Consider the following 26,084-nt stretch of genomic DNA (forward strand, 5'->3'; position numbering starts at 1 on the left):
TGTGATGCAAAGGGTTCGGCAAGATTTACATGGCATGATCCCGGAAATGACGCAGGTAAAATTCTTCGGTGTTTCAGTACAAGCGCAATAGAACCCTGATCGGTGCCGCCATTTCGACGGCTGAACTGGTGTTTCACGGCATCGTGCGCAATGTGCGTTCGAAGCATTCGAATGCCGTTCTGGCGATTGTGCTGAATATCATTCAGGTCGTTCTGATGGTCATCGTCTTCTACCTGATCATGACCTTTGTGATGGGTGGGCGTGTCGCGCGAATTCGGGGCGAATTCATTCTGTACCTGCTGTCGGGCGTGTTTCTGTTTCAGGGCCATATCAAGGCTGTTGCTGCCATTTCAGGGGTGGGAACCGGCAACAATCCGATGATGCTGCATTCACCGATGAACATGATGGTGGTTCTTTTGGCGGCGGCGTTCCAGACACTCTATGTCCAGATAATGTCTCTGATCGCGATCCTGTTCATCTATCATGTCACGATCAACCCGTTGGAAATTCAGGATCCGGGCGGTGCATTTGCCATGCTTGTTCTGGCCTGGTTCACAGGTTGCGCCGTGGGGCTGGTATTTCTGGCGATCCAGCCGTGGTTTCCCACAGTTGCAAGTATCGGAAGCAGCGTTTACCGGCGCATGAACATGGTGTTTTCCGGCAAAATGGTCGTCGCCAACGCCTTGCCGCCCTTCATGCTGAAGGTTTTCGACTGGAATCCGCTGTTTCATGCCATCGACCAATGCCGTGGCTTTATCTTCCGAAACTATTTCCCGCGCGTGACCAGCTGGGAATACGCCCTTTGGGTCGGCATTGTTCTAGTGATGATCGGCCTGATGGCCGAATTCTATACCCGGCAGCAGGTGTCGAAAAGCTGGTTCGCCCGCCGCTGAGTGTCAGGTCGCGACGCGCAGCGTCAGGTTGAGCCGCCCGCCCTTGGGCAGCAGGCGGGACGAACCGAACCGGATTCGATCCACGCCATGATAGGTCAGGCGCGCAGGCCCGCCCATGACCACCACATCCCCCGAATTCAGCCACAGCGAGTCGGTTTTGCCGCCCCGGCTGGTGTTGCCGATCCTGAACAGCGCGTCATCCCCCAACGAGATCGAGACAACCGGCCAGGAAAAATCCGCTTCGTCCTTGTCCTGATGCAATCCCATCCGGCTGCCCTCGCCATAATAGTTGATGAGACAACAATCCGGCGCGCGGTCAGCCCCGGTCAGGTGTCGCCAGATATCCAGAACCGATGCCGGAATGTCGGGCCATGTCACGCCCGTGGGGTGGGTGGGCTGATACCTGTAGCCGCTTTTGTCGGTGACCCATCCCAGCGCCCCGGCCGAGGTCATGCGAACCGACATCTGTTTCCCGGACGGGGTCGTTGGCCGGACCAGCGGAGCGGCCTTCAGAATCGGCCGCAACTCCTCGATAAGACCAGACTGTGCGGCCCCGTCCAGATAGCCTTTTCTGATGTCGAAACCGCGCAACAGCAGCTGAGTCATCCCGGAAACCCCAATCCTTTCCAAATCCTTGCCAAAAAAGGCCCGAAAATCGTGAAAACCTGCATTTCACGACGCTTGCAGGCCACGTTTCCGGCCCTTATATACGCCGGGACGCGCGATGGTGTAGTGCTGTCGCGCACATCAGATCGGGGCCGGGATGCCGTAACGGGTTCAGGCCTCGGGACATCGCCTTGAAGAGAAAGGGATCGAACCTATGGGAAAAGTAATTGGCATTGACCTCGGCACAACCAACTCGTGCGTGGCAATCATGGACGGCTCTCAGCCGAAGGTCATCGAAAATGCGGAAGGGGCGCGGACCACGCCCTCGATCGTCGCCTTCACCGAAGATGAGCGACTGGTCGGTCAGCCTGCAAAACGCCAGGCGGTCACCAACCCCGACAACACGATTTTCGGCGTCAAGCGTCTGATCGGTCGTCGTGTGGATGATGCAGAAGTCGAAAAAGACAAGAAAATGGTGCCCTATGCCATCGTCAATGGCGGCAACGGCGACGCGTGGGTTGAAGCCCGCGGTGAAAAGTACTCCCCAAGCCAGATCTCGGCCTTCACTCTGGGCAAGATGAAGGAAACCGCCGAGAGCTATCTGGGTGAGGAAGTCACGCAGGCGGTCATCACCGTTCCGGCATATTTCAACGACGCACAGCGTCAGGCCACCAAAGACGCTGGCAAGATCGCCGGTCTGGAAGTGCTGCGGATCATCAACGAACCGACAGCGGCTGCTCTGGCCTATGGTCTGGACAAGGAAGAAACCCAGACCATCGCGGTTTATGACCTTGGTGGTGGTACCTTCGACGTGACCATCCTGGAAATCGACGACGGCCTGTTCGAGGTCAAATCGACCAACGGTGACACCTTCCTGGGTGGTGAAGACTTTGACATGCGCATCGTCAACTACCTGGCGGATGAGTTCAAAAAGGAACACGGTGTCGATCTGTCCGCTGACAAGATGGCGCTGCAGCGTCTGAAAGAAGCCGCGGAAAAAGCCAAGATCGAACTGTCCTCGACATCACAGACCGAAATCAACCAGCCGTTCATCTCGATGGGTTCGAACGGTCAGCCGCTGCACATGGTCATGAAACTGACCCGTGCCAAGCTGGAATCGCTGGTTGGTGACCTGATCAAGAAATCGATGAAGCCGTGCCAGGCCGCTCTGAAAGACGCAGGTCTGTCGCCTTCGGACGTGGATGAGGTTGTTCTGGTCGGTGGTATGACCCGGATGCCGAAAGTGATCGAAGAGGTCACCAAATTCTTCGGTAAAGAGCCGCACAAGGGTGTGAACCCGGACGAAGTGGTTGCCATGGGCGCCGCCATTCAGGCCGGTGTTCTGCAGGGCGACGTCAAGGACGTGGTTCTGCTGGACGTGACCCCGCTGTCGCTGGGCATCGAAACGCTGGGTGGCGTGTTCACCCGCCTGATCGATCGCAACACCACGATCCCGACGAAAAAGTCTCAGGTCTTCTCGACCGCCGAGGACAACCAGAACGCCGTGACCATCCGCGTGTTCCAGGGTGAGCGTGAAATGGCCGCGGACAACAAGATCCTTGGTCAGTTCAACCTCGAAGATATCCCGCCCGCACCGCGCGGCATGCCTCAGATCGAGGTGACTTTTGACATCGACGCCAACGGCATTGTCTCGGTTTCGGCCAAGGACAAAGGCACCGGCAAAGAGCAGAAGATCACCATTCAGGCCTCTGGCGGTCTGTCCGAAGAGGACATCGACAAGATGGTCAAGGACGCCGAGGACAATGCCGAGGCAGACAAGGAACGTCGCGAGCTGATCGAGGCGAAGAACCAGGCCGAAAGCCTGATCCACTCGACCGAAAAGTCGATGGAAGAGCATTCGGACAAGGTCGATCCGACCACGATCGAAGCCATCGAGCTGGCGATTGCCGCGCTCAAGGACGAGATCGAGACGGACAATGCCGACAAGATCAAGTCCGGCATCCAGAACGTGACCGAAGCCGCCATGAAGCTGGGCGAAGCCATCTACAAGGCGCAGGCTGAAGAAGCGGATGACGAACCGGCAGCAGCGGACGCTGCACCCGGCGATGACGACATCGTCGATGCCGAATTCGAAGATCTGGATGACGACAAGCGTAACTAACGGGTAACCGGGCCAATGCGGGCCGGTCCGGTTGCCGGGCCGGCCCGATTACGTTGAGGCAGAAGGAAAAACTGATGTCAAAACGCGACTACTATGATGTGCTCGGCGTGTCCAAGGGCGCATCGGCGGACGAGATCAAGAAGGGTTTTCGCAGGAAAGCCAAGGAATTGCATCCCGACCGCAACAAGGACAACCCGGATGCCGAGGCGCAGTTCAAGGAAGCGAACGAAGCCTATGACGTTCTGAAAGACGGTGAGAAAAAGGCCGCCTATGACCGCTTTGGCCACGCGGCGTTCGAAAACGGCATGGGTGGCGGTGGCCGTCCCGGTGGCGGTTTCGGATCGGGCGATTTCTCCAGCGCATTCTCGGACGTGTTCGACGACCTGTTCGGTGATTTCATGGGCGGTCAGCGCGGAGGTGGCGGCGGACGCCGGGCCGCGCGCGGGTCCGACCTGCGCTATAACCTGCGCGTAACGCTGGAAGAGGCGTTTGCCGGGATGCAAAAGACGATCAACGTCCCCACTGCGGTTGGTTGCTCGTCCTGTGATGGAACCGGCGCCGAAGGCGGTGCTGAACCCTCGACCTGTCCGACCTGTTCGGGCATGGGCAAAGTGCGGGCTCAGCAGGGCTTTTTCACGGTTGAACGCACATGCCCCACCTGTTCCGGTCTGGGTCAGATCATCAACAACCCCTGTAAATCCTGTCAGGGCGCTGGCCGCGTTGAAAAAGAACGCGCGCTGTCCGTCAACATTCCCGCAGGTGTCGAAACCGGCACCCGCATCCGTCTGGCAGGCGAGGGCGAGGCCGGAATGCGCGGTGGCCCTCCGGGTGATCTTTACATCTTTGTCGAGGTTTCTCCGCATCAGCTGTTCGAACGCGACAGCGTGAACCTCTATTGCCGGGTTCCGGTCAGCATGGCCAAGGCTGCGCTGGGCGGTTCGATCGAGGTTCCCACCATCGACGGCGGTCGCGGCCGCGTTCAGATCCCGGCCGGCAGCCAGTCCGGCCGCCAGATGCGCCTGCGCAGCAAGGGTATGCCAGCCCTGCGCGGCGGCGGTGTTGGCGACATGTTCATCGAACTTGCCGTCGAAACCCCAGTCAACCTGACCAGCCGCCAGAAAGAGCTGCTGCGCGAGTTCGAAGAGCTGGGCGAAGACAACCATCCCGAATCCAAAAGCTTCTTTTCCTCGGTGAAAACCTTTTGGGACGGAATGAAGGGCTAAGCCCGACCGCAACCCGAATTCAGGCCGGCCCAATCGGGCCGGCCTTTTTTGGCCCGATCAATAAGTCCAGATTGGCCTCAATCCCCACAGGATTGGCCCTTGATTCCTGCGCCATCCCCTGAGATTGTCCGCGCCAACCGTTGGGGTGCCCGATTGCGGGCTGAGAGGCGTGGATGCGTTAACCCATCGAACCTGATCCGGGCAATTCCGGCGTAGGGAACGGTCTAAAGACAAGAGAACGTTTTTTATGCCCCTCGTTGCCCAAGTGAATTGGAGCAACCAAATGGCGCATATCGCGTTGACAATAGCTGGATCTGACAGCGGCGGCGGAGCGGGCATTCAGGCCGACCTCAAGGCCATGTCCGCGCTGGGCGTTTACGGCGCCAGCGTGATTACTGCGGTCACTGCCCAGAATACGCAGGCGGTTACTGCGGTACACGGAATTCCGCTGGACGTCATTGCGGCCCAGATCGACGCGGTTCTGAGTGATCTGGACGTCCGGGCGATCAAGATCGGGATGCTTGCCACACCCGAAATCATCCAGACGGTCGCCGATGGCCTTTCCGGCTTTGACGGCCCGGTGGTTCTTGACCCGGTGATGATCGCCAAATCCGGTGATGCGTTGCTGGCCCGCGAGGCGGTGCAATCCCTGCGCGACCTGCTGGTTCCCCGCGCCACGGTGCTGACCCCGAACTTGCCCGAGGCCGCCTGCCTGTTGAATGAAATGGTCGCCGAAACGGATGATGAGATGATCCGGCAGGGATATGCCCTGTCCGCCATGGGGGCCAAATCCGTCCTGATGAAAGGCGGGCACGGCAAGGGTGATCTGTGCCGCGACCTGCTGATCGACAGCACCGGAGTTCTGGCGCAGTTCGAGGCCCCGCGACAGGACACGAAAAACACCCATGGAACCGGCTGCACCCTGTCATCCTCAATCACAGCCGGATTGGCCAGTGGGCTGACGGTGCCCGAAGCGACGGCGCAGGCGCATGACTATCTGCAGGGTGCGATCTCGCAGGCGGATGGTCTTGCGGTTGGACATGGACATGGTCCGGTGCATCACTTCCATCGGGTCTGGGGCGCGTGAAGGATTTCTCGGTCATAGGTGCCGGTGTCTCCGGCCTTGCGGTTGCGACCGAACTGGTCGCGCGCGGGGCAACGGTTCAGATCTTCGACCCCGGCGGTGTGCCGGGGCCGCATTGCTGTTCCTGGTGGGCAGGCGGCATGCTGGCGCCCTGGTGCGAGTACGAGAACGCCGAAGAACCCGTGCTGCGGCTGGGTCAGCAGGCCATCGGTTGGTGGGCCGATAAAACCCGCGTAACGCGCCATGGAACCCTGGTTGTTGCCAGTGGCCGAGACTTGCCCGATCTGCGCCGTTTTGCCCGTCGTACCGAAGGCTTTGCCGAGGTGGATCGAGCAAAAATAGCCAAGTTAGAGCCTGATTTAGACAAGTTCGGCAAAGGTCTTTTCTTTGCGGACGAGGCGCATCTTGACCCGCGCAAGGCGCTGCAGGACCTTGTGCGCAGATTGCAGGACAACGGCGTGGTGTTTCACCGCAAACTGGCTCCGGCGCGTCTTGAAAACGCGATCGACTGCCGGGGCCTGCACGCCCGCGACCTGCTCTATGACCTGCGAGGCGTCAAGGGCGAGATGCTGGTGATCCGCTGCCCGGATGTCACTCTGTCGCGCCCCGTGCGTTTGCTGCATCCGCGTATGCCGCTTTACATCGTACCGCGCGGAGACGGCGTTTACATGCTGGGCGCGACGATGATCGAATCCGAGGACAGCAGCCGGATCACCGCCCGCTCGATGCTGGAAATGCTCAGCGCCGCCTATGCCCTGAACCCTGCCTTTGGCGAGGCCGAGGTGCTGGAAATCGGCGTCGATCTGCGCCCCGCCTTCCCCGACAACCTGCCGCGTATCCGGCGGCTGGGGCGGACAATCTATGCCAACGGTCTCTATCGTCACGGCTACCTGCTGGCGCCCGCGCTGGCGCAGGGGGTGGCCGATCTGGCGCTGGAAAACAAACATTCGGAGATGGTCGATGAAGATCGTGCTTAACGGCGAACCGCGCGAGGTGCGCGCCGAAACCCTGTCTGAACTGCTGACCGAATGCGGGTTTTCCGGCCGCGTCGCCACTGCGGTGAACGAAGATTTCGTGCCCTCGGGCCTGCGCGTCGCCCACAAACTGACCGATGGCGACCGGGTCGAGGTCGTCGCGCCGATGCAGGGGGGGTGAGGATGAAAACCTTCTACGGCACTGAACTGCCAAATCCTCTGATGCTGGGTACGGCGCAATATCCCAGCCCGGCCATTCTGGAACAGGCGTTCCGTGACAGCGGGGCAGGGGTTGCCACCGTATCCCTGCGTCGTGAAGGCGCGGGCGGTGCCGGGCAAACATTCTGGCAGATGATCCGCGATCTGGGCGTGCTGGTCCTGCCCAACACTGCCGGATGCCACACGGTGAAAGAGGCCGTGACCACCGCCCATATGGCGCGCGAGGTGTTCGACACAAAATGGATCAAGCTGGAGCTGATCGGCCACACCGACAGCCTGCAGCCGGATGTGTTCCAACTGGTCGAGGCCGCGCGCATCCTCACCGAGGACGGGTTTCAGGTCTTTCCCTACACCACCGACGATCTGATCGTGGGCGAACGTCTGCTCGAAGCTGGTTGTGAGGTGCTGATGCCCTGGGGCGCGCCTATCGGTTCGGGCCGGGGGTTGAACAACGAATATGCCCTGCGTGCCATGCGCGCCGAATTTCCAGATGTGCCGCTGGTCATTGATGCCGGCATCGGCCTGCCCAGCCATGCGGCCCACGCGATGGAGCTTGGGTTCGATGCGGTTTTGCTGAACACGGCCGTGGCCCGTGCGGGCGATCCCGCGGCTATGGCGCGGGCCATGGCGCTGGCGATTCAGGCCGGGCAACTGGCCCGTCAGGCCGACCCGATCGAGGCGCGCGACATGGCCGAGGCCTCGACCCCCGTTATCGGAAAGGCGTTCCTGTCATGACTCTCGACCGGTTTTACCCGATCTTCGATCACTCCGACTGGCTGCGCCGGATGCTGCCGCTTGGTGTCAAACTGGTGCAGTTGCGCATCAAGGACCAGCCGGACGATGTGGTGCGTCAGGAAATCGCCACTTCACGGGCACTGTGCGCTGAACATGGTGCGGTTCTGGTGGTGAACGACTATTGGCAGGCCGCCATAGACGCCGGGTGCGACTGGATTCATCTGGGACAGGAAGATCTGGACGACGCCGACCTGAAAGCAATCCGCAAAGCGGGTCTGAAACTGGGTGTTTCCACCCATGACGATGACGAGCTCGAGCGTGTCTTGTCGATGGGCCCCGACTATGTGGCGCTGGGTCCGGTCTATCCAACCATCCTGAAAAAGATGAAATGGGAACAGCAGGGCCTGCCGCGCGTGACCGAATGGAAGGCGCGCGTGGGGGATATCCCGCTGGTCGGAATCGGCGGCATGAGTGTCGAACGCGCACCCGGCGTCTTTGCGGCTGGGGCCGATATCGTCTCAGCCGTCACCGACATCACACTGAACGCCGACCCCGAGGCGCGCGTGCGCGCATGGATCGAGGTCAGCCGATGACACGCTATGCCCGCCAGATGATCCTGCCCGAGGTGGGTGAGCAGGGGCAAAGCCGCCTTGCCGCTGCGCGGGTTCTGGTCGTCGGCGCAGGCGGGCTTGCCGCCCCGGCGCTGCCGCTGCTGGCGGGCGCAGGCATCGGTCACCTGATGATCATCGACGCGGACACCGTCTCGCTGTCGAATCTGCATCGCCAGACGCTGTTCACCGAACAGGATTGTGGTCGTCCCAAGGCCGAGGCCGCCGCTGACCGCTGCCGCCAGATCAATTCCGATATCGAAATCATCGGTACAAACCGGAAGATCACCCCTGAAAATGCTGTAGGATTTGTACAAAACGCCGATCTGGTGCTGGATTGCGCCGACAGCTACGCCGCCAGCTACACACTGTCTGATACCTGTCTTGCGCTGGGCAAACCCCTGATCAGCGCCTCGGTCCTCGGTCTGTCAGGATATGCCGGCGGGTTCTGTGGAGGGGCCCCATCCCTGCGCGCGGTCTTCCCCGATGCCCCTGACAGCGGCGCAAGCTGCGCCACCGCGGGCGTACTGGGACCAGTTGTTGCGATGCTGGGCGCGATGCAGGCGCAGATGGCGTTGAGTGTGATCCTCGGTCTGGAACCGTCCCCTCTGGGACAGCTTGTCCAGTTCGACGCAACTACCTTCTGCAGCACCGGATTCCGGTTTGATCGCGCCCCTGAGCCGCCGCAGTTCTTCCCCTTCGTCACCGCCAGTGCGTTGAATGAAACTGATCTGATCGTCGAGCTGCGAGATGTGGATGAGGCACCGACACCGATCCATCCGGATGCTCGTCGAATATCACCGGAAAGCCTGAAAATAGAGCCTAACAAAGGGCAAAGGCTGGCCTTTTGCTGTGCCACCGGTCTGCGCGCATGGCGTGCGGCCGAGCGTATTCAACCGGATTGGCCGGGCGAGATTGTCCTCGTCGCGGCTTCAACCTCGTGAACAGAAGGAAACGCGAGACATGAAAAAGCTGATCGCTGCAATCACCCTGCTGGCCGCCGCGCCCGCATGGGCCGAAGACAAGATGACCGTGCTGCTGGATTGGTTCATCAACCCCGATCACGGGCCGATCATCGTTGCGCAGGAAAACGGCTATTTTGCAGAACAGGGGCTTGAGGTCGAAATCGTACCACCTGCAGACCCCTCGGCCCCGCCGCGTCTGGTCGCTGCTGGTCAGGCTGATCTGGCCGTGTCCTACCAGCCGCAACTGCATCTGCAAATCCACGAAGGTCTGCCCCTGAAACGCGTTGGAACACTGGTCGCTACGCCGCTCAACTGCCTGCTGGTGCTGAAGGACGGACCGATCAAATCGCCTGCAGACCTGAAAGGAAAGAAGATCGGTTTCTCGGTCGCAGGTGTTGAAGAGGCAGTTCTTGGTACGGTTCTGGGTCAATATGATGTGACCTTGGCCGATGTCGAACTGATCAACGTCAACTTCTCGCTTTCGCCTTCGCTGATGTCCGGTCAGGTGGATGCCGTGATCGGCGCATATCGCAATTTCGAGCTGAATCAGATGGACATCGAAGGCCGTCCCGGCACCTGCTTTTACATCGAGGAAGAGGGCGTTCCGGCCTATGACGAACTGATCTATGTCGCCAATCCGGACACCATGGATCAGGACAAGGTCGCGCGTTTTCTGGCCGCGACCGAAAAGGCAACTCAGTACATTGTCAACAATCCCGACAAAAGCTGGGAGATCTTCTCGTCAACCTCGCCCGAGCTTCAGGACGAGCTGAACGCCCGCGCCTGGGTCGATACGCTGCCCCGTTTCGCACTGCGCCCGGCGGGTCTTGAGGCGGGTCGGTATGCCCGGTTCGAGGCCTTCCTGAAGGACAGCGGCATGATCGACAGCATCAACCCGGTCAGCGACATTGCCATTGACGTGACCGCGCAATGAGCGGTCAGGACTATGGCCGCGCCTTCGCGCTGATGCGCGATGCGGCGCAAGAGCCGTGGCGGGATTACACCCGCCACGCCTTTGTCGAAGGGATGAAGGACGGCACGCTGCCGCGCCCGGCATTTCTGCATTATCTGCGACAGGACTATGTGTTCCTGATTCATTTCTCACGCGCTTGGGCGCTGGCGGTGGTAAAGTCGGAAACACATGAAGAGATGCTGGCCGCCGCGCGTACAGTAAACGGGCTGATCAGCGAAGAGATGAAGCTGCATATCGGTGTCTGCGAAGCAGCAGGCATTCCGCAGGCCGAGTTATTCGCCACACCGGAACGTTCTGAGAATCTGGCCTATACGCGTTTTGTGCTCGAAGCGGGGTACAGCGGCGATTTGCTGGATCTTCTGGCAGCCCTTGCGCCCTGCGTTATGGGTTACGGCGAAATTGGCACGCGCCTTAGTTCCGAGGGCACTTCGGAAACCTATCGCGACTGGATCGATACCTATGCGGATGATGAGTATCAAGAGGCCTGCCGTGCAGTTGGCGAGTTGCTGGACTCGGCTCTAACCCGAAGGATTGGGCCGGATTTCGCCGCCTCGTCACGCTGGGAACGCCTGTGCCGAACCTTCCGTACAGCCACTGAACTGGAGGTTAACTTCTGGCAGATGGGTCTGACCCCGTGACACCTGCGCCCGAAATCACCATCAGTGGACAGGCCAGCATCGACGATGCGCCGCTGTTCGCGCCGTTGTCCCTGACGCTTGCGGCGGGGCAATGGACCTGTCTTCTGGGTGGTTCGGGCGTCGGAAAAACTACAGTCCTGCGTCTGATCGCAGGTCTGGCGACTGGCGCTGAATTTGAGGGTGAAATTACCGCGACAGACAGCGTATCGGTCTCCGACCGGGTGGCCTATATGGCGCAGGATGATCTGTTACTCCCTTGGGCTACGGTTGCGCAGAATGTCTCGTTGGGTGCGCGACTGCGGGGCGAGAAGGTCGATCTGGATAGACGCGAGCGCCTGATCAAGCGCATGCGCCTGCAGGATCATATGTCAAAAAAGCCCGGCGAGCTTTCTGGTGGCCAACGCCAACGCGTCGCGCTGGCGCGCACGTTGATGGAAGATCGTCCCATTGTCCTGTTGGATGAACCTTTTTCAGCTCTTGATGCGCGCACCCGCGCCGACATGCAGGAACTGGCCGCCGAGGCGTTGTTGGGGCGCACCGTCCTGCTGGTCACCCATGATCCCGGAGAGGCCGCACGACTGGGGCAGACCATAGTCGTCATGACACAGCATGGCTTGACCCACTGTCAACCGCCGCACGCACCCGCGCCGAGAAAGGTGGATGATCTGGAGACACTGGAGACTCAGGGGTCTTTGCTGCGTCTGTTGCGGGAGGGTTCGGCATGAAATACCTGTCCGCCCTTGCCGCAACCGTGTTCGCGGTTGCTGTCTGGCAGGCCATCGTCACCCTGACTGGTCTGCCCAAGTTCATACTGCCGGGGCCAGCCCTGGTGGCCGAAACCTGGTGGCAAAACCGCTGGCTGATTGCGGAACATACATGGATCACTGCGGTTGAGGTGCTGATTGGCCTCGCTTGCGGGACGTTATTGGGCGTAATCACTGCCCTGCAACTGGCCAATTCGCGGGCCGCACGGGTATTGGTGCAGCCGATGCTTGTGTTCACACAGGCATTGCCCGTTTTTGCGCTGGCGCCTCTGTTGACCTTGTGGCTGGGCTATGGGCTTTGGTCCAAGGTGGCGATGGCTGTTCTGATCATCTATTTCCCGATTACCTCGTCATTCTTTGACGGACTGATGCGGACGCCACCCGGATATTTGGATCTTGCGCGCACCATGCAGGCTGGGCCGCGCGCGGTGTTGTGGCATATCCGCATTCCCGCCGCGCTGCCCTCACTTGCATCCGGTATGCGACTCGCTGCGGTTTACGCACCAATTGGTGCGGTGATCGGTGAATGGGTAGGGTCATCGCAGGGGCTGGGCTATTTGATGCTGCTTGCGAATGGCCGCGCCAAGACTGATCTGATGTTTGCCGCGATGCTGACTTTGGGGGTGTTTTCGGTTGTGTTGCATATGGCTGTGCGGCGTGCGACCGCGCGCATGGCCGGTGAGTCACATTAACCAATCGGAAACCAGTTCTGAGCCAGTCTGAGCATATGACTCAGGACACCTTTGCCGAAGCCCCGACGCTGTTTGAAACGGACGAAGCCCCGGTGCAACCGTTGCCCGCAGGCCGGTTGCCGTCCTACATCAAGGATCACCGCAAGCGCCTGCGTGAACGGTTCATGTCGGGCGGTTCTGCGGCGATGCCGGATTATGAATTGCTGGAACTGGTTTTGTTTCGTTCCATTTCCCGACAGGACGTGAAACCGCTGGCGCGGGCTTTGATGGACGCGTTTGGCGACTTCAACCGGGTGCTAACCGCGCCCGAAGAGCGGCTGCGCCAGATCAAGGGCGTTGGTGATACTGTGATCACCGATCTCAAAATTCTTGAGGCTTGCGCTCACAGGATGGCGCGTGCGCGGGTGATGCAACGGCACGTGATCTCAGGCTGGGACGCATTGCTGGACTATTGCCACACCACCATGGCGCATCGTGAGACAGAGCAGTTTCGGGTGTTCTATCTGGATCGGAAAAATGTCCTGATCGCAGACGAAGAGCAGGCCAAAGGCACCGTGGATCATGTTCCCGTATACCCGAGGGAAGTTGCGAAGCGAGCGTTGGAACTGAACGCATCCGCGCTGATTCTCGTGCACAATCACCCGTCAGGCGACCCGACGCCCTCGCAATCCGACATCGACATGACCAATCGAATTCAGGACGCCTGTACCGCACTTGGCCTAGTTTTGCATGACCATCTGATCATTGGAAAATCAACCGAGTTGAGTTTCCGGTCGCAGGGATATCTTTGATCGAAGGGTTGCCTGCCAACTGCAGGCTTGAATGAGCTGCATCCGGCCGTTGCCAGTAAAGGCAACCTACCGGATGCTGGCGTTCCGGTGCACCAACACCGGAACGGTCTGTCTGATCACCCGTGCAACGGTTCGTTGTTTGCGGCCCGATATGCCTGAACGTATCCGCGGGCGACGGACCGGACGGCACGGCCAATTTGCGAATAGGCCTCATCTGGCAGGTTGGCAAAGGACACGCGGGCGGACCAGCCGGGTGCGTCAAACCCGCTGCCGTTCAAAAGCACGATCCCGTAATCCTCGGCCAGCTTGAAGGCGATATCCAATGGGTGAACGTTTTTCTTGATCCATTCGACCACATCCTCGCCCACGTATTTCCGCAGCCAGTATTCAAAGTCGATGATCCCGTAATATGCGTCGTAATGCGCACCGGCATCCACCTCAATACCCATTGCCTCGGTCAGCAGTTTGAAACGGCGGTGGACAAGTTCCATGCACGCGGTCTGATACAGTTTCTTTGTGTCCACCAGTTCGCAAAGCGAGAACAGCGTCATCATCACCTGTTGCGGCAGAGACAATCCGGCAGTGTGGTTCAGGGCAACATCGCGACTGTCGGCAACCAGCCTGTCGATGAATCTGATATCGCGCGGCGTAAGGCTCAGCGTGCCGTAGCGGCGATCCAGCGCCTGTTTGATCTCTTCCGGCAGGTTCGCGAGTTTTTCGTCAAAGATATTGTCTTCGGCCACCGCGATCACGCCCAGACGCCATCCCGTACAGCCGAAATACTTGGAATAGGAATAAACCCCGATCGTATTGCGCGGCAGCTGCCCCATGACCGATGTGAAATCATGAACAAAGGTTCCATAAACATCGTCGGTCAGCACGATCAGGTCGGGCCGGTGGTTTGTCACCAGATCATCCAGCTTGCGCAGCGATGCGTCATTCAGCGCGACCGAGGACGGATTACCGGGATTCACCAGAAAGAACGCTTTGACCTTTGGGTCTTTCAGCTTTTCCACAGCCGCATCGGTAAGTTGAAATCCGTCTTCCTCATCAGTCTCTACATGTACGGATTCCAGATTGTAGTCCTCAAGCTCGGGCATCTCGAGATAAGGAGTGAATATCGGTGTGCACAACGCAATCGTGTCGCCCGGATTCAGCAGGCGGTTGGCCTTGAGAGACTTGAAGATATAACACATCGCCGCTGTGCCGCCCTCGACCGCGAACAGATCGAATTTTGCGTCGGGTCGATGACCCGAACACATGGACCACATCAGATATTCATGGGCGATGATCGCATTGTGCTTCAGGATACGATCCGGAACGGGATAGTTGTCGCCGATGATCGAATCCGTCAACTCGTGCACAAATTCGTCTGCATCAAAGCTAAAGGCTGAAATGGCGTGATCCACCACCTGGCGCAGGGTTTCCGATCCCGGCATGTCACCGTTTTCATCAAGCCAGCCCATCAGGCGGCCATGACTGCCGACCATTTCCGGCATTCCGCCCAGGCCTGCGGGATGGTTCATGACACGTTTGGATTCGGTTATTGCGAATTGCCCCAGCGCAAAGAAAGCCTCTCGCGGGCGGGTCGCGACCCAGTTGGGGTTTCCGCGCCCGGCGTTCAGAAAGACGCTGTTGGCTTTTTGGGCCTCGGCTGACGCCAGTTGAATAAGCTCATCCTTGATCTGGAACGGGCTGAGCGCCTCATAGTCGTGCAGTTTCAATCTATCCATTGCAATAGCCTCTCTGAATCAGCTGAGAACAAGTACGACGACCATTCCGAAAATGGTCAAAAGCGTGTTTCCGATGGCATAGGGCATGCCATATCCAAGCGCCGGGATGCGGCTTTGCGCGGCTTCTTGAATCATGCCCAGCGCAGCGGTTGTCGTTCGGGCGCCCGCGCAGGCGCCGAACAGGATTGCCGGGTGAAACTTGAAGACATAGTGGCCAACATAAACAGAAAAGATCATCGGCAGTGACGTCGCGACGATGCCCCAAAGCAGCAGCGCCAATCCCGCCTGCTGAAGGCCCGCGACGAAACCCGGCCCGGCTGAGATTCCGACCACCGCGATAAAGACGTTTAGACCGAGGGTATTCATCAGCCACAGCGATGGTCCGGGTATACGGCCAAAGGTTGGGTGAACGGTCCGCAACCAGCCGAGGACGAGGCCAGCCAGCAGCGCACCACCGGTGGTCGACAGGCTGATCGGAAAGCCGCCCATCATGATCGCGAATGTGCCGATCAGGCCGCCGATGAAAATCCCCCAGCCCACAAAGGCCAGATCGGTCGTATCGACGGGGCGGTCCGCATACCCCAGTTCGGCAATGGCGGCTTCGACGTGGCGCTTGCTGCCCATGATTGTCAGGATGTCGCCGCGATGCAGGACCGTTCCCGGCAAAAGCGGCAGGTCGATCATGTTGCGCATCAGTTTGGTGGCATAGACACCACGGGCCTGATGCATCTCGCTGAGGTCTTGCAGGGTTTTGCCATGAACCTCCTTGTTGGTGATCAGAACATCCAGTTTTTCGGATGGAATGCTCAGCAATTCCGGCGCATCGGCTTCTTTCAGGGTTGGTTCCAGTTGGCCGACCAGATCGGCCCGCCGCCCCGAGAACATGACGGTATCCCCGGCCTGCAGAATGGTGTCATCGTCCACTTCGATGATCTTGCCGTCCCGTCGCAGCCGTTCCGCAAACACCCGCACGCCCGGCAGCAGGTCCTTGACAGGCTGCCCCAGAAGCGCACTGCCCTGAGGGATTTCAAAGGCGCGGGCCTCGATCGCGCGGTAGGCCGAGACCATGCCGCCGCCTGTTTCCGCCGCAGCGCCGCCACCCAGTTGGGCCTCATACTCTTTGCAGGCAGCAACCAGATCAACGCCGATCAATCGCGGCCCGATCTTGGCCAGAATGATGGCCGAACCGATGGTGCCGTAGATATAGGTGACGGCATAGGCGATCGGAATTTGATTTGCGTATTTCTGCGCGTCCTCCGATGACAGCCCGAGTTGGTTGATCTGATCCGTCGCAACGCCAATTGCAGCCGAGATGGTCTGCGAGCCCGCATAAAAACCGGCGGCATAACCCAGCTCCAGACCAGCAATCTTAGCCGAGATCAGGGGTACAATCAGGCACAGCGCAAGGACGCTGAGCGCAAACAGAACCTCTCTTGCGCCATCGACTTTCAGGCCCCGGATAAATTGCGGTCCGACGCCATAACCGACGGCAAAAATGAACATTATGAAGAACGTGGATTTGACGGCGGAATCGATGTCGATATGCGCCTGTCCGATGACCACGGCGGCCAACAACGTGGCCGTGACCGTCCCCAGACTGAACCCCATGAATTTCCATGGGCCGACCAGAAAGCCGATTCCAATGGATAAAAATACGGCAAGCTCCGGATAGTTCCGAAGCACACCCACAAACCAGTCGATCATAGTCTTCCTCCCCTGACGGTGATCGAATTTTGCACTGCTTACGTTTCTGCCTGTTTCCGCTGTCCGTGCACCTTTTCCCGAAATTTCTGAGCCAAAACATAAAGTGACGGGATGATGAAAATCCCAACAAGCGAGGCCGCCAGCATACCGCCAAACACAGGTGTACCAACGCCGCGCCGCGCCAGTTCCGACGCGCCTTCTGCGACAACCAGCGGGTAAAGCCCCGCGATAAAGGCAAAGCTGGTCATCATGACCGCCCGAAAACGTGCACGGGCGCCATCAATGGCGGCGTCAACAACATTCATCCCGTTATTGTACCGATCCATCGCAAATTCGACGATCAGGATCGCGTTCTTTGCCGCCAGCGCAATCAGGACGACAAGGCCGATCTGGGCATAAAGGTTGTTTTCAAGCCCCAGCAGCAAGAGCGCCCCCAATGCCCCGCACACGCCAAACGACACGGACAACAGAACCGCCAGCGGAATGCTCCAGCTTTCGTAAAGGGCGACGAGGAACAGATAGGCAAACAATACAGCCAGCCCCAGAACGATGGGAGTTTTACCGGCCGCCTCGATCTCTTGCTGGGCTGTACCGGTCCATTCATAGCTATAACCCTGCGGCAGTGTCTGGGTGGCAACCTGATCCATCGCCGTCAGCGACGCACCTGAAGACACGCCTGGCGCCGGAGCACCATTGATGGTCACGGATCGGAAGTTGTTGTAGCGAACCAGCAATTGCGGCCCAAGGATCAGGTCCGTTTCGGCCACTGCGCGGATCGGTACCATCTCGCCATCCTTGTTGCGCACATGAATGCGTCCGATATCCGTGGCGCTTTTGCGATACTTCTCATCCGCCTGCAGATTGACCTGCCAGGTACGGCCAAAGAGGTTCATGTCGTTCACATAATACCCGCCCAGCGTCACCTGCATGGCGCGGAACAACTCATCCACATCGACGCCAAGGGTCTGCAGCTTTTTCCGATCCAACTTGAGGTCCAGTTTCGGGGTCTGCGCCGAAAAGGTCGTATAGACGCCCGCAAGCCGGTCATCCGCATTGGCCGACGTCACAAGACCCATCGCTGTTGCCCCCAGATCGACAACATCGCCGCCATGCAAATCCAGAAGCTGGAATTCAAATCCGGCACCCGTGCCAAGCCCCATGATCGGCGGCAGGTTGAAAGGAAACGCGACCGCGGATTCCAGCCCGGCAAAACTCCGCCGCGCGTAGCGGATGGACGCATTGACCGAAAGCGCCGGGTCGGTCCGTTCTTCAAAGGGTTTCATGATGACAATTGCGAAACCGCCGTTGGATTTCGAGATACCGTCGACAAAGCTGAAACCCGTGACGGTCATCACTTCCTCGACGCCCGGCCCGTCCTTCAGGATGTCATAGACATCATCCAGCACGACGGCGGTCCGGTTGATCGAGGCCCCTTCGGGCAACGCCACCTCGACAAAATAGACACCCTGATCTTCGGTGGGCAGAAACCCTGACGGCGTAATCTTGAACAGCGCACCGGCGCCGAACAGGGCGAACCCAAGAAACAGGATCGACAACAGCGCGCGCCGGGCCAATCGGGTGACCACAAAGGCATAGCCATCGCGCGCATCGTCGATCCGCCGGGATATCCACGCCAGCGGGCCGCGCTTTGGTTCGTTGTCATGTTTCAGCAAAAGCGTGCACAGCGCCGGGCTGAGCGTCAGGGCATTCAACGCTGAAATCAGCATCGAAAAGGACACGGCCACGGCAAACTGCTGGAACATCGATCCTGTGATGCCGGGAATGAACGCAACCGGGACAAACACCGACAGAAGAACGAAAGTGATGGCCAGAATTGGGGCGGTGATCTGGTTCATCGCCTCGCCGGTTGCCTCGGCCACCGACAGTTCCGGCCGCTCGCTCATCACCTTTTCGACGTTCTCGATGACAACAATAGCGTCATCCACAACAATGCCGATTGCCAACACCAAGGCCAGCAGCGAAACCGTGTTGAGCGAAAAGCCAAGCGCGAGAATAAAGCTAAGCGCACCGATCAGCGAAACCGGGACCGCGATTAGGGGGATCAGTGCCATTCGGAAACTGCCGAGGAACAGAAAGACGACAATCACCACCAGCACGAAGGCCTCAAGCAGCGTCTTGATGACCTCTTCGATACTGGCCTTAACGAATGTGACCGAGTTGTAAGGCACACTCCAGCTGACATCCTGTGGGAACGAGCTTTGCAGGGCATCGATGGCATTGTTCACCCCCTCGGATGTTGCAAGCGCATTGGCGCCGGGCGCCAGATAGACGCCGATCATCGCAGTGGGTTTGCCTTTGAACTTGGAAAAGGAATCCTGAGATTTGGCGCCCAACTCAATCGAGCCGACATCGCCAAGCAGCACAAACGACCCATCGGGCAGGGACCGGACAACGATCTGCTCGAACTCTTCAACGCTGCTCAGGCGGCCTTGCGTCTGGATATTTAGCTGAAAGACCGGATCATCGGTCATCGGCTGCGCGCCTACCCGGCCCACCGCAGCCTGCACGTTCTGTCCGTTCACCGCATTGATCACGTCGTCAACCGACACCTGCAGGCTGGTCATCCGGTCCACGTCCAGCCACACCCGCATGGAATAATCCTGCGCGCCGAATATTTCCGCATCCCCCACACCGGGCGACCGCTTGATACTGTCCAGAACGTTGATCGTGGCGAAGTTCGACAAAAACAGCGCGTCGTGTTTCGGATTGTCCGACGTTATCGCAATGACCTGCAACAGCGCCGAGCTTTTCTTTTTGGTGCTGACACCGGCCCGGACAACTTCATCCGGGAGGCTGGACATGGCCAGACTGACCCGGTTCTGGACGTTAACCGCGTTGATATCGGGGTCGGTTCCCGGTTCAAACGTTACCTGCAGGCTATAGCTTCCGTCCGAACCGCTGGTCGATTTCATATACAGCATGTCGGAAACACCGACGACCTGCTCTTCGATGATCTGCGCGACAGTGGATTCCACGACATCTGCGCCGGCGCCCGGATAGGCGGTCGAAACCTGAACCTGTGGCGGTACGATATCGGGCAACTGTTCGACCGGCAGCTGGGTCAGCGAAATGAGACCGGCCAGCGTTATGACAATCGAAATGACCAGCGCAAATCGGGGACGGCGAATGAAGAGTTGAGAGATCACGGATCAATCCTCTTTTGCCGTTGCATTACCCCCGGTGGCGTCGGTTTGACCGTCCTGCCCGGATTTCGCAGATGTCTTTTGTACGGCATCCACTTCGATACCGGCATGGACGCGCTGCAACCCTTCGGTGATGACCTGATCACCTTCTTTCAATCCGCTGCCCACAACCGCTTCGGTACCGGCAATGCGCGCAACGTCGATTTCCTGTTTTGCGACCTTTCCGCTGTCATCGACCGTCAGGACAAAATATCCGGACTGATCCCGCTGCAGGGCAATCGCCGGTATGACCAAAGACTTGTCCTGCGGTTGATCGACAACCTTTACGCGAACCAGCTGATCGTTCAGCAGTGCTCCATCCGGGTTCGGGAAGGTTGCCTTTATCATGATGGTGTCGGTTCCGGACTGAACGCTGGTATCAAGCAGCGAAACCTTTCCGCTATGCGCATAGTCCGTGCCGTCAGCCAGAATCAGATCGATTTCCAGAGGCGGTCCGCCCTTGTTCTTCGACCGCTCAGCCCTGAACTTCAGAAGCTCGGTTTCGGATACGGGAAACGAGACATAGATCGGATCGATACTGGCGAGGTTCACAAGCACCCCGCTGCCCGGGTTCACATAGGCCCCTACCGACAGGCTGCTAAAGCTCATCCGCCCATCGAAAGGCGCTGCGATCTTGGTATAGGACAAGTTAAGCTGTGCATTCTGCAGGCTACCTTTCAGCTGCAACAACTCACCTTCGACCTGACCCTGCTGGGCCTGCGCTTTTTGTACGATGTTTTCGGCAACATCATCTTTTTCAAACAGCTTTTGCTGACGGTCCAGTTCGATATCCGCCAGAGTTTTCGCGGCCTGCGTGGATTTGATCTGGCCCTGTATCTGGGTGATCGCCGCCTCATAAGCGTCCGGTTCGATCTGAATCAGCAGGTCGCCTTTTGCCACGCGCCCGCCTTCCTCGAACCCGATGGATTCAACATAACCCGGAACACGGGCAAGAATGTCTACCTGGTTCACCGGTACGACCCTGCCCGAGAACACTTCGGATTCCGAGACCTGCTTTGACTCGACCGGAACAACGGTCACTTTCGGTTTGGGTGGTGCCTGTTCGCCGGACTGCGCAAAGGCCGGAGCTGAAAGGCCGCCCGACGAGACAAAAACCAACGTGATAAGCGCAGCTAGGCGTTTCATATACGTTACTCAACTATGGATAATCTGGAATTCTCGTTTCACGATAGCGGTAATCGCGCTTGAGTCCAGTTTCAGAGACTTTGTGCTAACCGTTTTTTCGATCAGCCAGTGTTTCAATAGTTGGTAACGGTGTTCCCTGAAGCCTACAGCGCTGCCCAGTACGGGCATAGACCTGCGCGGCATAATGAATAATGTGAACCCAGTACGCCAACATAAGACATATTGCGGATCGGGAACCCCAATGACGGTCATTTCAAAAGAAGACACAGAAAAGCTTGAAAGCCGCGCTCTGACTGCCGGAATGATCGGTAACCTGTTTATGGGTGTAGCTGGCGTGATAGCGGCCTATCTTTCGCACTCACAGGCCATTCTGGTTGATGGATTGTTTTCGCTGATCGGCTTTTCCGCCGCCTTGCTTGGCAAACGCGTTGCGCGAAATGCGCGCCGTCAGCCGGACAAGTTCCGGCCATACGGCTATGCGGGTGACGAGGCGATTTTCACCACGTTTCGCGCGCTGTCCCTTCTTGGTCTGGTTCTGTTCGCCATAGCCAACGCTCTGATGAACATCCTTGGCTATGTGAACGGAGCACCTCAGGCGAAACTGATATTCGAACCAATGGCCATCTATTTTGTGGTCGTCGGGCTGACCTGTGTCCTGTTATGGGCCTTTCATCGCTGGTCATGGAAGAAAACCGGAAATCTTAGCGAGGTGCTGCGGCTGGAAAGCAAGGCCGCCGCTTTTGACGGCATAATCACCGGTGCCGCCGCCGTGGGCCTTTTGGGCATTCATTTTCTCAAGGACGGATTTCTTGCACCCATTGCTCCGGTAGGGGATTCGGTCATTGTTCTGGTTCTGTGTACAACTGTCGTTGCACAGTATTTCCGGGACTTTATACGCGGCCTTGGTGAATTGGCGGGGGTCACTGCCAGCCCCCGGCATGTCGCCGCAGCGCGCCGCGCAGCCCGGCACACGTTGACGCAAGATGGGGGTTTGCTTTGCGATCTGTCGGTCTCCAAGCTGGGGCGTCTTTTTACGGTTTTCGTCTACTACGATCCAAACCGTCCCGTGCTTGCCGAGCATATTGATGCCCTGACCTTGCAGTTGCAGAAAGATATTGGGGCGGCCCTGCCAGATCCCGAAGTCTTTGTCGTGATCTCAAAACACGGCCGTGTTCTACCGACGGAGTAGGGATAGCCAAGATGCAGAGCAGTGCAATCGGATAATCTGACCCACGATTTGGTGTCAGAAACTTAATCCGAACCCGATAGCAACGCCGTTAAAATCCTGAGCGAATACACCATTTAACATAATTCGACCTGCCCGGATCGCCGATCTTCCGCCGGTACCTGTATCGACTTCCAACCCCAGACCGGTTGATACCATCCAGTCTGTATCCAATACAGTTGCACTATCCCCGTGAAAAAAGGCGACGCCGGTATCGATCACCAGACGTGTAGGACGTTTGAACGGCCGGACCTTGGGCAAGGGGTATCTGTGTCGGGCAAACAAGGTGGTCTGGTTGGATCTTGCGGTCGCATCCCCAGCCAATGGTTCGTCAATTGGATAGAATTTGAGAAATGTTTGGCGAATTCGGTACTCACCTTCCAGCAGCCCAAACTTTTCCTCGCGGAGCAGGCTGAGCGACGCACCGACCCCGACAGCATCCAGATTTCCATCGGCCTCGTCGTTCGGGTTTGTTTCCATTCGCGACAGCGGAGAGCCGGACAAAATTGCGTCTGTTGAAACATGGCCAAAAGACAAATGGCCGACAGGTCGGACTGTCCAATCGCGTCCCAGTGGAAATTCCCAGCCAACCCCCACCGTTCCGGCAATGCTCGCCCAAGTCACGTCCAATTCCCTTCCCGGAGCTATCTCGGGAAAAATGAGAACGGGGTTATAGTTTTGATAGGCCGCAAGCCATTCAATAAAAAGATTGTTTTCCAACGGTTTGAAGCCGCCCCTGATTTGCGTTGACCGAAAATCCCGGGTTGGGCCGGACGCGCTCAGGAAATTGAATGACGGCAGGATATCATTTGGTGTGGCAGCAACACTAAGCGCTGCCAATGCGGCTTTGGCGGCCACTTCTGATACATCCGGCTCAACACCCTGCGCCAAAACAGGTGGGGACAAAGCGCAGGAAACAAATGCAATCAAATACCGAACAGGTTTCACTGTCATCCTTCATTCTGGAGAGCTGAATACTCGCCATTGGCAAGAATTTGATAGAAACGCATCGAATAAAGCAACAACTTTAAACCGCAACTCAGCCAGATCATGTGGTTGAGGTGAGGGGCTACTTGTCAATTTTGCCCATGCCTCCTGCCACTTTCCGCAAGCCAAGGGGTTTTGTTCCCAAAAGATTGTGCCTGTAGGTTTGCAGAAGGCTACGTATCCGCCATCGCCAATTTCATGTGAAGTGTGGCGCTCACTCGACCCAAACTTCGACCCGCCGGTTAATTTTCCGGCCCCATTCGCTGTTGTCGCATGCCATGGGCATTGCCTCGCCAAAGGCATCCACGGCGATTTCGACGCTTTCCGGCAATGTGGTTTCAATTGCCGCCAGAACCGCGTCGCGCACGGATTCAGCGCGTTTCAGTGCGATGCGGGCGTTGCCGTTTGCTGGTCCGTCGCCATCGCTGAAGCCGATAAACATCAGCTTTCGCGTGTCGTATTCTCCGCTCTCCAGCGCTTGCGCCAACTGCAAAATGTTCGATCTTGATTGCGCATCCGGGCGGGACGAACCGGGTTCAAAACGAAATGACGTTGTCAGGCGCGCCATCGGCCTGAGCGTTTCAATCATGCGCCGCATTTCTTCAATCCGAATTTCATCCCCACTGGATGCGATGACATTGGCAAGACGATCACCTTGCAGTCCGATGCTGATGGTTTCGGTTGACTGATCCACAAAACCCGCCCGGCGGATGACCAGTTGAGCATCAGGGCCCTGGGCGTATGCCAGAAACTGCCGTGCAATCTTTGGCAGGCGGCGTGCGGGCAGATACAGAAACATGGGCGACGTCAAAGGATAGTCTTCGGTCTTTATGGTCCAGCGGGTTGCCGACAGGGAAAACCCACAGGGACCTGCCAAAGTCAACGCTCGCGCCGTTGCTGTTTCGGCGTGGCTGGCAATACCGATTGAAAATGGATCGCTGGAGATAGCGCGACCCAGATCGCTGCTTCGCGTGTGCCGAACGATATCCGTCGCAAGCGTCAGATTGACCGGATTCAGCAGCTGGTCAACTACGGCCTGCGCCAGACCGGATCCCGCATCAGGCAGATGCAGTGTTACCGGAGCATCCGGCCCGCCCAATTCGGACCAATTGGCAATTTTGCCGGCAAAGATATCGGCAAGATTGGTGGTCGTGACCTGCCGGACCGGGTTTTTGGCGGACACCACGGGAACCATCGCGTCCAGCGCCAGAACGCGGGACCGGTTGGGTTGAGTCAGGTCACCCAAGCCGGCCTGTATTGCCTGGTCCTTTTCCAGAGGGCGTATCTCCCTCTGTGCCATAACTATATCGGCTTCATCGCTCAGAAGATCGGCAAATCCCTGATCGGTGTGCGCAAGTCTGAAGGTCAGCCGCGCAAGCGGAGCTTGCCGTCCGGGCTGGTGCAGAGAATAGACAAAATGCGTATCTCCCTGCGATTTTCGTTGTGCAGTCAGCCTGTTTTGCAGCGCAAACCCCTCGACAAGGGCTGGCAACAGCGACTCTCCCATCACGGAAGAGCCTGAAAACACCACCTCGGCGACGAAGTCGGTCAGACGAGGGCAGGCGGGGCCATCACAGGTGACGCCCGAACCATCCACCGTCAGTTCGCCAAACTGTGTTTCGATTCGATAGAATTCTCCGTCAAACCCCAACAGAGAACCGGTCACTTCGACCTTGCCGTCATGCGAAGTCAAAGTGATATCCTGCGCCGCGGCACCGGTTGCGATTGTCAGTAACGAAAGTGCGGCGATCGCCGCCGCACGGAGCCGGTTCATGTGATACCTGAGATTGCCTGCGAATTACTTTGAAGCGATTTTCAGGTCTTGGAGCAGATTATTCAACACCAGAAAATCACCTGCAGCCGTACAATCGGGGATAGTCAGCGTGAAATCGCGTGACCGCAGTTTACGATCCCGCCGCAGCTCAAGGGATTGCGCGTGAATGTCACGACCACAATTGGCCTGCGTCACCTCAGCTTCGATCGACAGCGCAACCGACCCCGTTTTATCGGACTCACGGGATGGAAAAGTGTAAATCTCTGCAAACTGCGCTTTGGATGCTTTTCTGTTGCCAAGGTGAACGACGTGACCCACCCCTCGGGCAGAGTGATCTGCCCAGACATGTCCGTCTTCGCCATAGCCCGCTCCGAATTCCAGTGCGTGGATCTGGAAACCGGCATCGGTGTCCCATTGCAGGGCGATCCGTTCGTATGCATCCAGATCACCCACATGCGTGCTGGCCACCGTTCCTTTCCCATTTTCGAATGAAACCAGGAAAACCGCATTCTCGGTAATGGCGGGCACCATCAGTTCCAGATCCCCGTCAGCATCGGTCATTTCAGTGAACACGAGCCCGCTGTGATGGATCGACACGCGTTCATTCGCGTTACATGGCGCTGTTACGCTTAACTTTGCGCTGGCCATCGGTCCTGCAACTGCCACGGCACTCAAATTGCAGGTCTTCTGAAACTTGGGTTCAGGTGTGTTTTCGATACTTGCCCGATGGTCCGATGCGCCAGGTGCCTGTTCCTGTGACGGAGACGAGGCAGTGAGGACGATATCCTCCAGCCCGGCGATAACGGCACCTTCGGGCAAATTGTCGGCATTTGAGGCCAGCTGTTGTCCGGGTGAATCCGCGGGGGACATCCATGACAGGCCATGCTGCATGAAAAATCCGACACCAAGCGCGCACCCGACCGTGCCGCCCACGGTCAAGAAATTTCGAATATAACTCAAGACACCCTCCCCAGTTGAAGGAGCGATGGTCAACTTCGTTAAGAAACGCGGCCAATCTGTGGCCG

The 26,084-nt window shown here is 58.2% G+C and carries 23 protein-coding genes and 1 riboswitch; of the genes, 15 read left to right on the forward strand and 8 right to left on the reverse strand.

Annotated features, from left to right (window positions below; all coding sequences use genetic code 11):
• Nucleotides 1-68 precede the first annotated feature (68 nt).
• Nucleotides 69-893, forward strand: coding sequence for an ABC transporter permease (locus ACR0NW_RS19020; RefSeq protein ID WP_480452590.1), 825 nt, complete (start codon nt 69-71; stop codon nt 891-893).
• Between the two features lie 3 nt (nt 894-896).
• Here the strand turns inward: ACR0NW_RS19020 and ACR0NW_RS19025 are convergent, their stop codons facing one another.
• Complete coding sequence (locus ACR0NW_RS19025; RefSeq protein ID WP_480452588.1) at nt 897-1,499, reverse strand: alpha-ketoglutarate-dependent dioxygenase AlkB family protein; 603 nt, start codon at nt 1,497-1,499, stop codon at nt 897-899.
• A gap of 214 nt (nt 1,500-1,713) precedes the next feature.
• On the opposite strand from ACR0NW_RS19025, the gene dnaK reads away from it, so the two are divergent.
• From dnaK to radC, 13 genes are all read left to right on the forward strand, one after another.
• Nucleotides 1,714-3,621 (forward strand): molecular chaperone DnaK, encoded by a 1,908-nt coding sequence (gene dnaK, locus ACR0NW_RS19030; RefSeq protein WP_170655208.1) that lies wholly within the window; start codon nt 1,714-1,716, stop codon nt 3,619-3,621.
• A gap of 74 nt (nt 3,622-3,695) precedes the next feature.
• Nucleotides 3,696-4,844, forward strand: a complete 1,149-nt coding sequence (gene dnaJ, locus ACR0NW_RS19035; protein WP_170655206.1) for a molecular chaperone DnaJ — start codon at nt 3,696-3,698, stop codon at nt 4,842-4,844.
• Nucleotides 4,845-4,975: 131 nt separating this feature from the next.
• A riboswitch (TPP riboswitch) is annotated at nt 4,976-5,080 on the forward strand.
• A 47-nt stretch (nt 5,081-5,127) separates the two neighbouring features.
• Entirely contained in the window at nt 5,128-5,931 is an 804-nt protein-coding gene (gene thiD, locus ACR0NW_RS19040; RefSeq protein WP_480452587.1) for a bifunctional hydroxymethylpyrimidine kinase/phosphomethylpyrimidine kinase, read from the forward strand.
• Entirely contained in the window at nt 5,928-6,905 is a 978-nt protein-coding gene (locus tag ACR0NW_RS19045) for an FAD-dependent oxidoreductase (RefSeq protein WP_480452585.1), read from the forward strand. The genes thiD and ACR0NW_RS19045 overlap by 4 nt, the downstream gene beginning before the upstream one ends.
• Nucleotides 6,889-7,083 carry a sulfur carrier protein ThiS gene (thiS, locus tag ACR0NW_RS19050; RefSeq protein WP_480452583.1) on the forward strand — a complete coding sequence of 65 codons (195 nt, stop codon included), beginning with the start codon at nt 6,889-6,891 and terminating at the stop codon, nt 7,081-7,083. Before ACR0NW_RS19045 ends, thiS begins: the two co-directional genes overlap by 17 nt.
• Nucleotides 7,084-7,085: 2 nt before the next feature.
• Entirely contained in the window at nt 7,086-7,856 is a 771-nt protein-coding gene (locus tag ACR0NW_RS19055; protein ID WP_480452582.1) for a thiazole synthase, read from the forward strand.
• Complete coding sequence (locus ACR0NW_RS19060) at nt 7,853-8,449, forward strand: thiamine phosphate synthase (RefSeq protein ID WP_480452580.1); 597 nt, start codon at nt 7,853-7,855, stop codon at nt 8,447-8,449. The genes ACR0NW_RS19055 and ACR0NW_RS19060 overlap by 4 nt, the downstream gene beginning before the upstream one ends.
• On the forward strand, nt 8,446-9,408 hold the full coding sequence (locus tag ACR0NW_RS19065) for a HesA/MoeB/ThiF family protein (protein WP_480452579.1): 963 nt from the start codon (nt 8,446-8,448) through the stop codon (nt 9,406-9,408). The genes ACR0NW_RS19060 and ACR0NW_RS19065 overlap by 4 nt, the downstream gene beginning before the upstream one ends.
• 19 nt (nt 9,409-9,427) lie before the next feature.
• On the forward strand, nt 9,428-10,363 hold the full coding sequence (locus ACR0NW_RS19070; protein ID WP_480452577.1) for an ABC transporter substrate-binding protein: 936 nt from the start codon (nt 9,428-9,430) through the stop codon (nt 10,361-10,363).
• On the forward strand, nt 10,360-11,040 hold the full coding sequence (gene tenA, locus ACR0NW_RS19075; RefSeq protein ID WP_480452576.1) for a thiaminase II: 681 nt from the start codon (nt 10,360-10,362) through the stop codon (nt 11,038-11,040). The genes ACR0NW_RS19070 and tenA overlap by 4 nt, the downstream gene beginning before the upstream one ends.
• Nucleotides 11,037-11,765: an ABC transporter ATP-binding protein gene (locus tag ACR0NW_RS19080; protein WP_480452574.1), complete on the forward strand. Its 729-nt coding sequence runs from the start codon at nt 11,037-11,039 to the stop codon at nt 11,763-11,765. The genes tenA and ACR0NW_RS19080 overlap by 4 nt, the downstream gene beginning before the upstream one ends.
• Nucleotides 11,762-12,496, forward strand: a complete 735-nt coding sequence (locus ACR0NW_RS19085; RefSeq protein ID WP_480452573.1) for an ABC transporter permease — start codon at nt 11,762-11,764, stop codon at nt 12,494-12,496. Before ACR0NW_RS19080 ends, ACR0NW_RS19085 begins: the two co-directional genes overlap by 4 nt.
• Before the next feature lie 35 nt (nt 12,497-12,531).
• Nucleotides 12,532-13,287, forward strand: a complete 756-nt coding sequence (radC, locus tag ACR0NW_RS19090) for a RadC family protein (protein ID WP_170655177.1) — start codon at nt 12,532-12,534, stop codon at nt 13,285-13,287.
• A gap of 116 nt (nt 13,288-13,403) precedes the next feature.
• On the opposite strand, the gene ACR0NW_RS19095 is transcribed toward radC, so the two are convergent.
• Genes ACR0NW_RS19095 through ACR0NW_RS19110 form a run of 4 tightly spaced genes read right to left on the reverse strand, consistent with a single transcriptional unit; the run spans nt 13,404 to nt 21,073 of the window.
• Nucleotides 13,404-15,020 carry a bifunctional aspartate transaminase/aspartate 4-decarboxylase gene (locus ACR0NW_RS19095; RefSeq protein ID WP_480452571.1) on the reverse strand — a complete coding sequence of 539 codons (1,617 nt, stop codon included), beginning with the start codon at nt 15,018-15,020 and terminating at the stop codon, nt 13,404-13,406.
• An 18-nt stretch (nt 15,021-15,038) separates the two neighbouring features.
• Nucleotides 15,039-16,724, reverse strand: a complete 1,686-nt coding sequence (aspT, locus tag ACR0NW_RS19100) for an aspartate-alanine antiporter (protein WP_480452569.1) — start codon at nt 16,722-16,724, stop codon at nt 15,039-15,041.
• 38 nt (nt 16,725-16,762) lie between these two features.
• Nucleotides 16,763-19,891 carry an efflux RND transporter permease subunit gene (locus ACR0NW_RS19105; RefSeq protein ID WP_480452568.1) on the reverse strand — a complete coding sequence of 1,043 codons (3,129 nt, stop codon included), beginning with the start codon at nt 19,889-19,891 and terminating at the stop codon, nt 16,763-16,765.
• Between the two features lie 3 nt (nt 19,892-19,894).
• Nucleotides 19,895-21,073: an efflux RND transporter periplasmic adaptor subunit gene (locus tag ACR0NW_RS19110; protein WP_480452567.1), complete on the reverse strand. Its 1,179-nt coding sequence runs from the start codon at nt 21,071-21,073 to the stop codon at nt 19,895-19,897.
• Nucleotides 21,074-21,314: 241 nt separating this feature from the next.
• Between ACR0NW_RS19110 and ACR0NW_RS19115 the strand changes: the two genes are divergently transcribed.
• Nucleotides 21,315-22,262: a cation efflux transmembrane domain-containing protein gene (locus ACR0NW_RS19115; RefSeq protein ID WP_170655163.1), complete on the forward strand. Its 948-nt coding sequence runs from the start codon at nt 21,315-21,317 to the stop codon at nt 22,260-22,262.
• A 54-nt stretch (nt 22,263-22,316) separates the two neighbouring features.
• On the opposite strand, the gene ACR0NW_RS19120 is transcribed toward ACR0NW_RS19115, so the two are convergent.
• The 3 genes from ACR0NW_RS19120 to ACR0NW_RS19130 all read right to left on the reverse strand — a co-directional run bounded on the left by ACR0NW_RS19120 (nt 22,317) and on the right by ACR0NW_RS19130 (nt 26,019).
• Nucleotides 22,317-23,252: a hypothetical protein gene (locus tag ACR0NW_RS19120; RefSeq protein WP_480452565.1), complete on the reverse strand. Its 936-nt coding sequence runs from the start codon at nt 23,250-23,252 to the stop codon at nt 22,317-22,319.
• 247 nt (nt 23,253-23,499) lie between these two features.
• Entirely contained in the window at nt 23,500-25,059 is a 1,560-nt protein-coding gene (locus ACR0NW_RS19125; RefSeq protein ID WP_480452564.1) for a substrate-binding domain-containing protein, read from the reverse strand.
• 24 nt (nt 25,060-25,083) lie between these two features.
• Nucleotides 25,084-26,019, reverse strand: coding sequence for a hypothetical protein (locus ACR0NW_RS19130; RefSeq protein WP_480452562.1), 936 nt, complete (start codon nt 26,017-26,019; stop codon nt 25,084-25,086).
• Nucleotides 26,020-26,084 lie beyond the last annotated feature (65 nt).

The sequence above is a fragment of the Ruegeria sp. CF5 genome (assembly GCF_056537325.1).

What these genes read in the sequence shown, in the direction of transcription:
- ACR0NW_RS19025 (WP_480452588.1), bottom strand. Translation starts at nt 1,499, where the DNA reads ATGACTCAGCTGCTGTTGCGCGGTTTCGACATCAGAAAAGGCTATCTG.
- dnaK (WP_170655208.1), top strand. Translation starts at nt 1,714, where the DNA reads ATGGGAAAAGTAATTGGCATTGACCTCGGCACAACCAACTCGTGCGTG.
- dnaJ (WP_170655206.1), top strand. Translation starts at nt 3,696, where the DNA reads ATGTCAAAACGCGACTACTATGATGTGCTCGGCGTGTCCAAGGGCGCA.
- thiD (WP_480452587.1), top strand. Translation starts at nt 5,128, where the DNA reads ATGGCGCATATCGCGTTGACAATAGCTGGATCTGACAGCGGCGGCGGA.
- thiS (WP_480452583.1), top strand. Translation starts at nt 6,889, where the DNA reads ATGAAGATCGTGCTTAACGGCGAACCGCGCGAGGTGCGCGCCGAAACC.
- ACR0NW_RS19055 (WP_480452582.1), top strand. Translation starts at nt 7,086, where the DNA reads ATGAAAACCTTCTACGGCACTGAACTGCCAAATCCTCTGATGCTGGGT.
- ACR0NW_RS19060 (WP_480452580.1), top strand. Translation starts at nt 7,853, where the DNA reads ATGACTCTCGACCGGTTTTACCCGATCTTCGATCACTCCGACTGGCTG.
- ACR0NW_RS19065 (WP_480452579.1), top strand. Translation starts at nt 8,446, where the DNA reads ATGACACGCTATGCCCGCCAGATGATCCTGCCCGAGGTGGGTGAGCAG.
- ACR0NW_RS19070 (WP_480452577.1), top strand. Translation starts at nt 9,428, where the DNA reads ATGAAAAAGCTGATCGCTGCAATCACCCTGCTGGCCGCCGCGCCCGCA.
- tenA (WP_480452576.1), top strand. Translation starts at nt 10,360, where the DNA reads ATGAGCGGTCAGGACTATGGCCGCGCCTTCGCGCTGATGCGCGATGCG.
- ACR0NW_RS19085 (WP_480452573.1), top strand. Translation starts at nt 11,762, where the DNA reads ATGAAATACCTGTCCGCCCTTGCCGCAACCGTGTTCGCGGTTGCTGTC.
- radC (WP_170655177.1), top strand. Translation starts at nt 12,532, where the DNA reads ATGACTCAGGACACCTTTGCCGAAGCCCCGACGCTGTTTGAAACGGAC.
- ACR0NW_RS19095 (WP_480452571.1), bottom strand. Translation starts at nt 15,020, where the DNA reads ATGGATAGATTGAAACTGCACGACTATGAGGCGCTCAGCCCGTTCCAG.
- aspT (WP_480452569.1), bottom strand. Translation starts at nt 16,724, where the DNA reads ATGATCGACTGGTTTGTGGGTGTGCTTCGGAACTATCCGGAGCTTGCC.
- ACR0NW_RS19110 (WP_480452567.1), bottom strand. Translation starts at nt 21,073, where the DNA reads ATGAAACGCCTAGCTGCGCTTATCACGTTGGTTTTTGTCTCGTCGGGC.
- ACR0NW_RS19115 (WP_170655163.1), top strand. Translation starts at nt 21,315, where the DNA reads ATGACGGTCATTTCAAAAGAAGACACAGAAAAGCTTGAAAGCCGCGCT.
- ACR0NW_RS19120 (WP_480452565.1), bottom strand. Translation starts at nt 23,252, where the DNA reads ATGACAGTGAAACCTGTTCGGTATTTGATTGCATTTGTTTCCTGCGCT.
- ACR0NW_RS19125 (WP_480452564.1), bottom strand. Translation starts at nt 25,059, where the DNA reads ATGAACCGGCTCCGTGCGGCGGCGATCGCCGCACTTTCGTTACTGACA.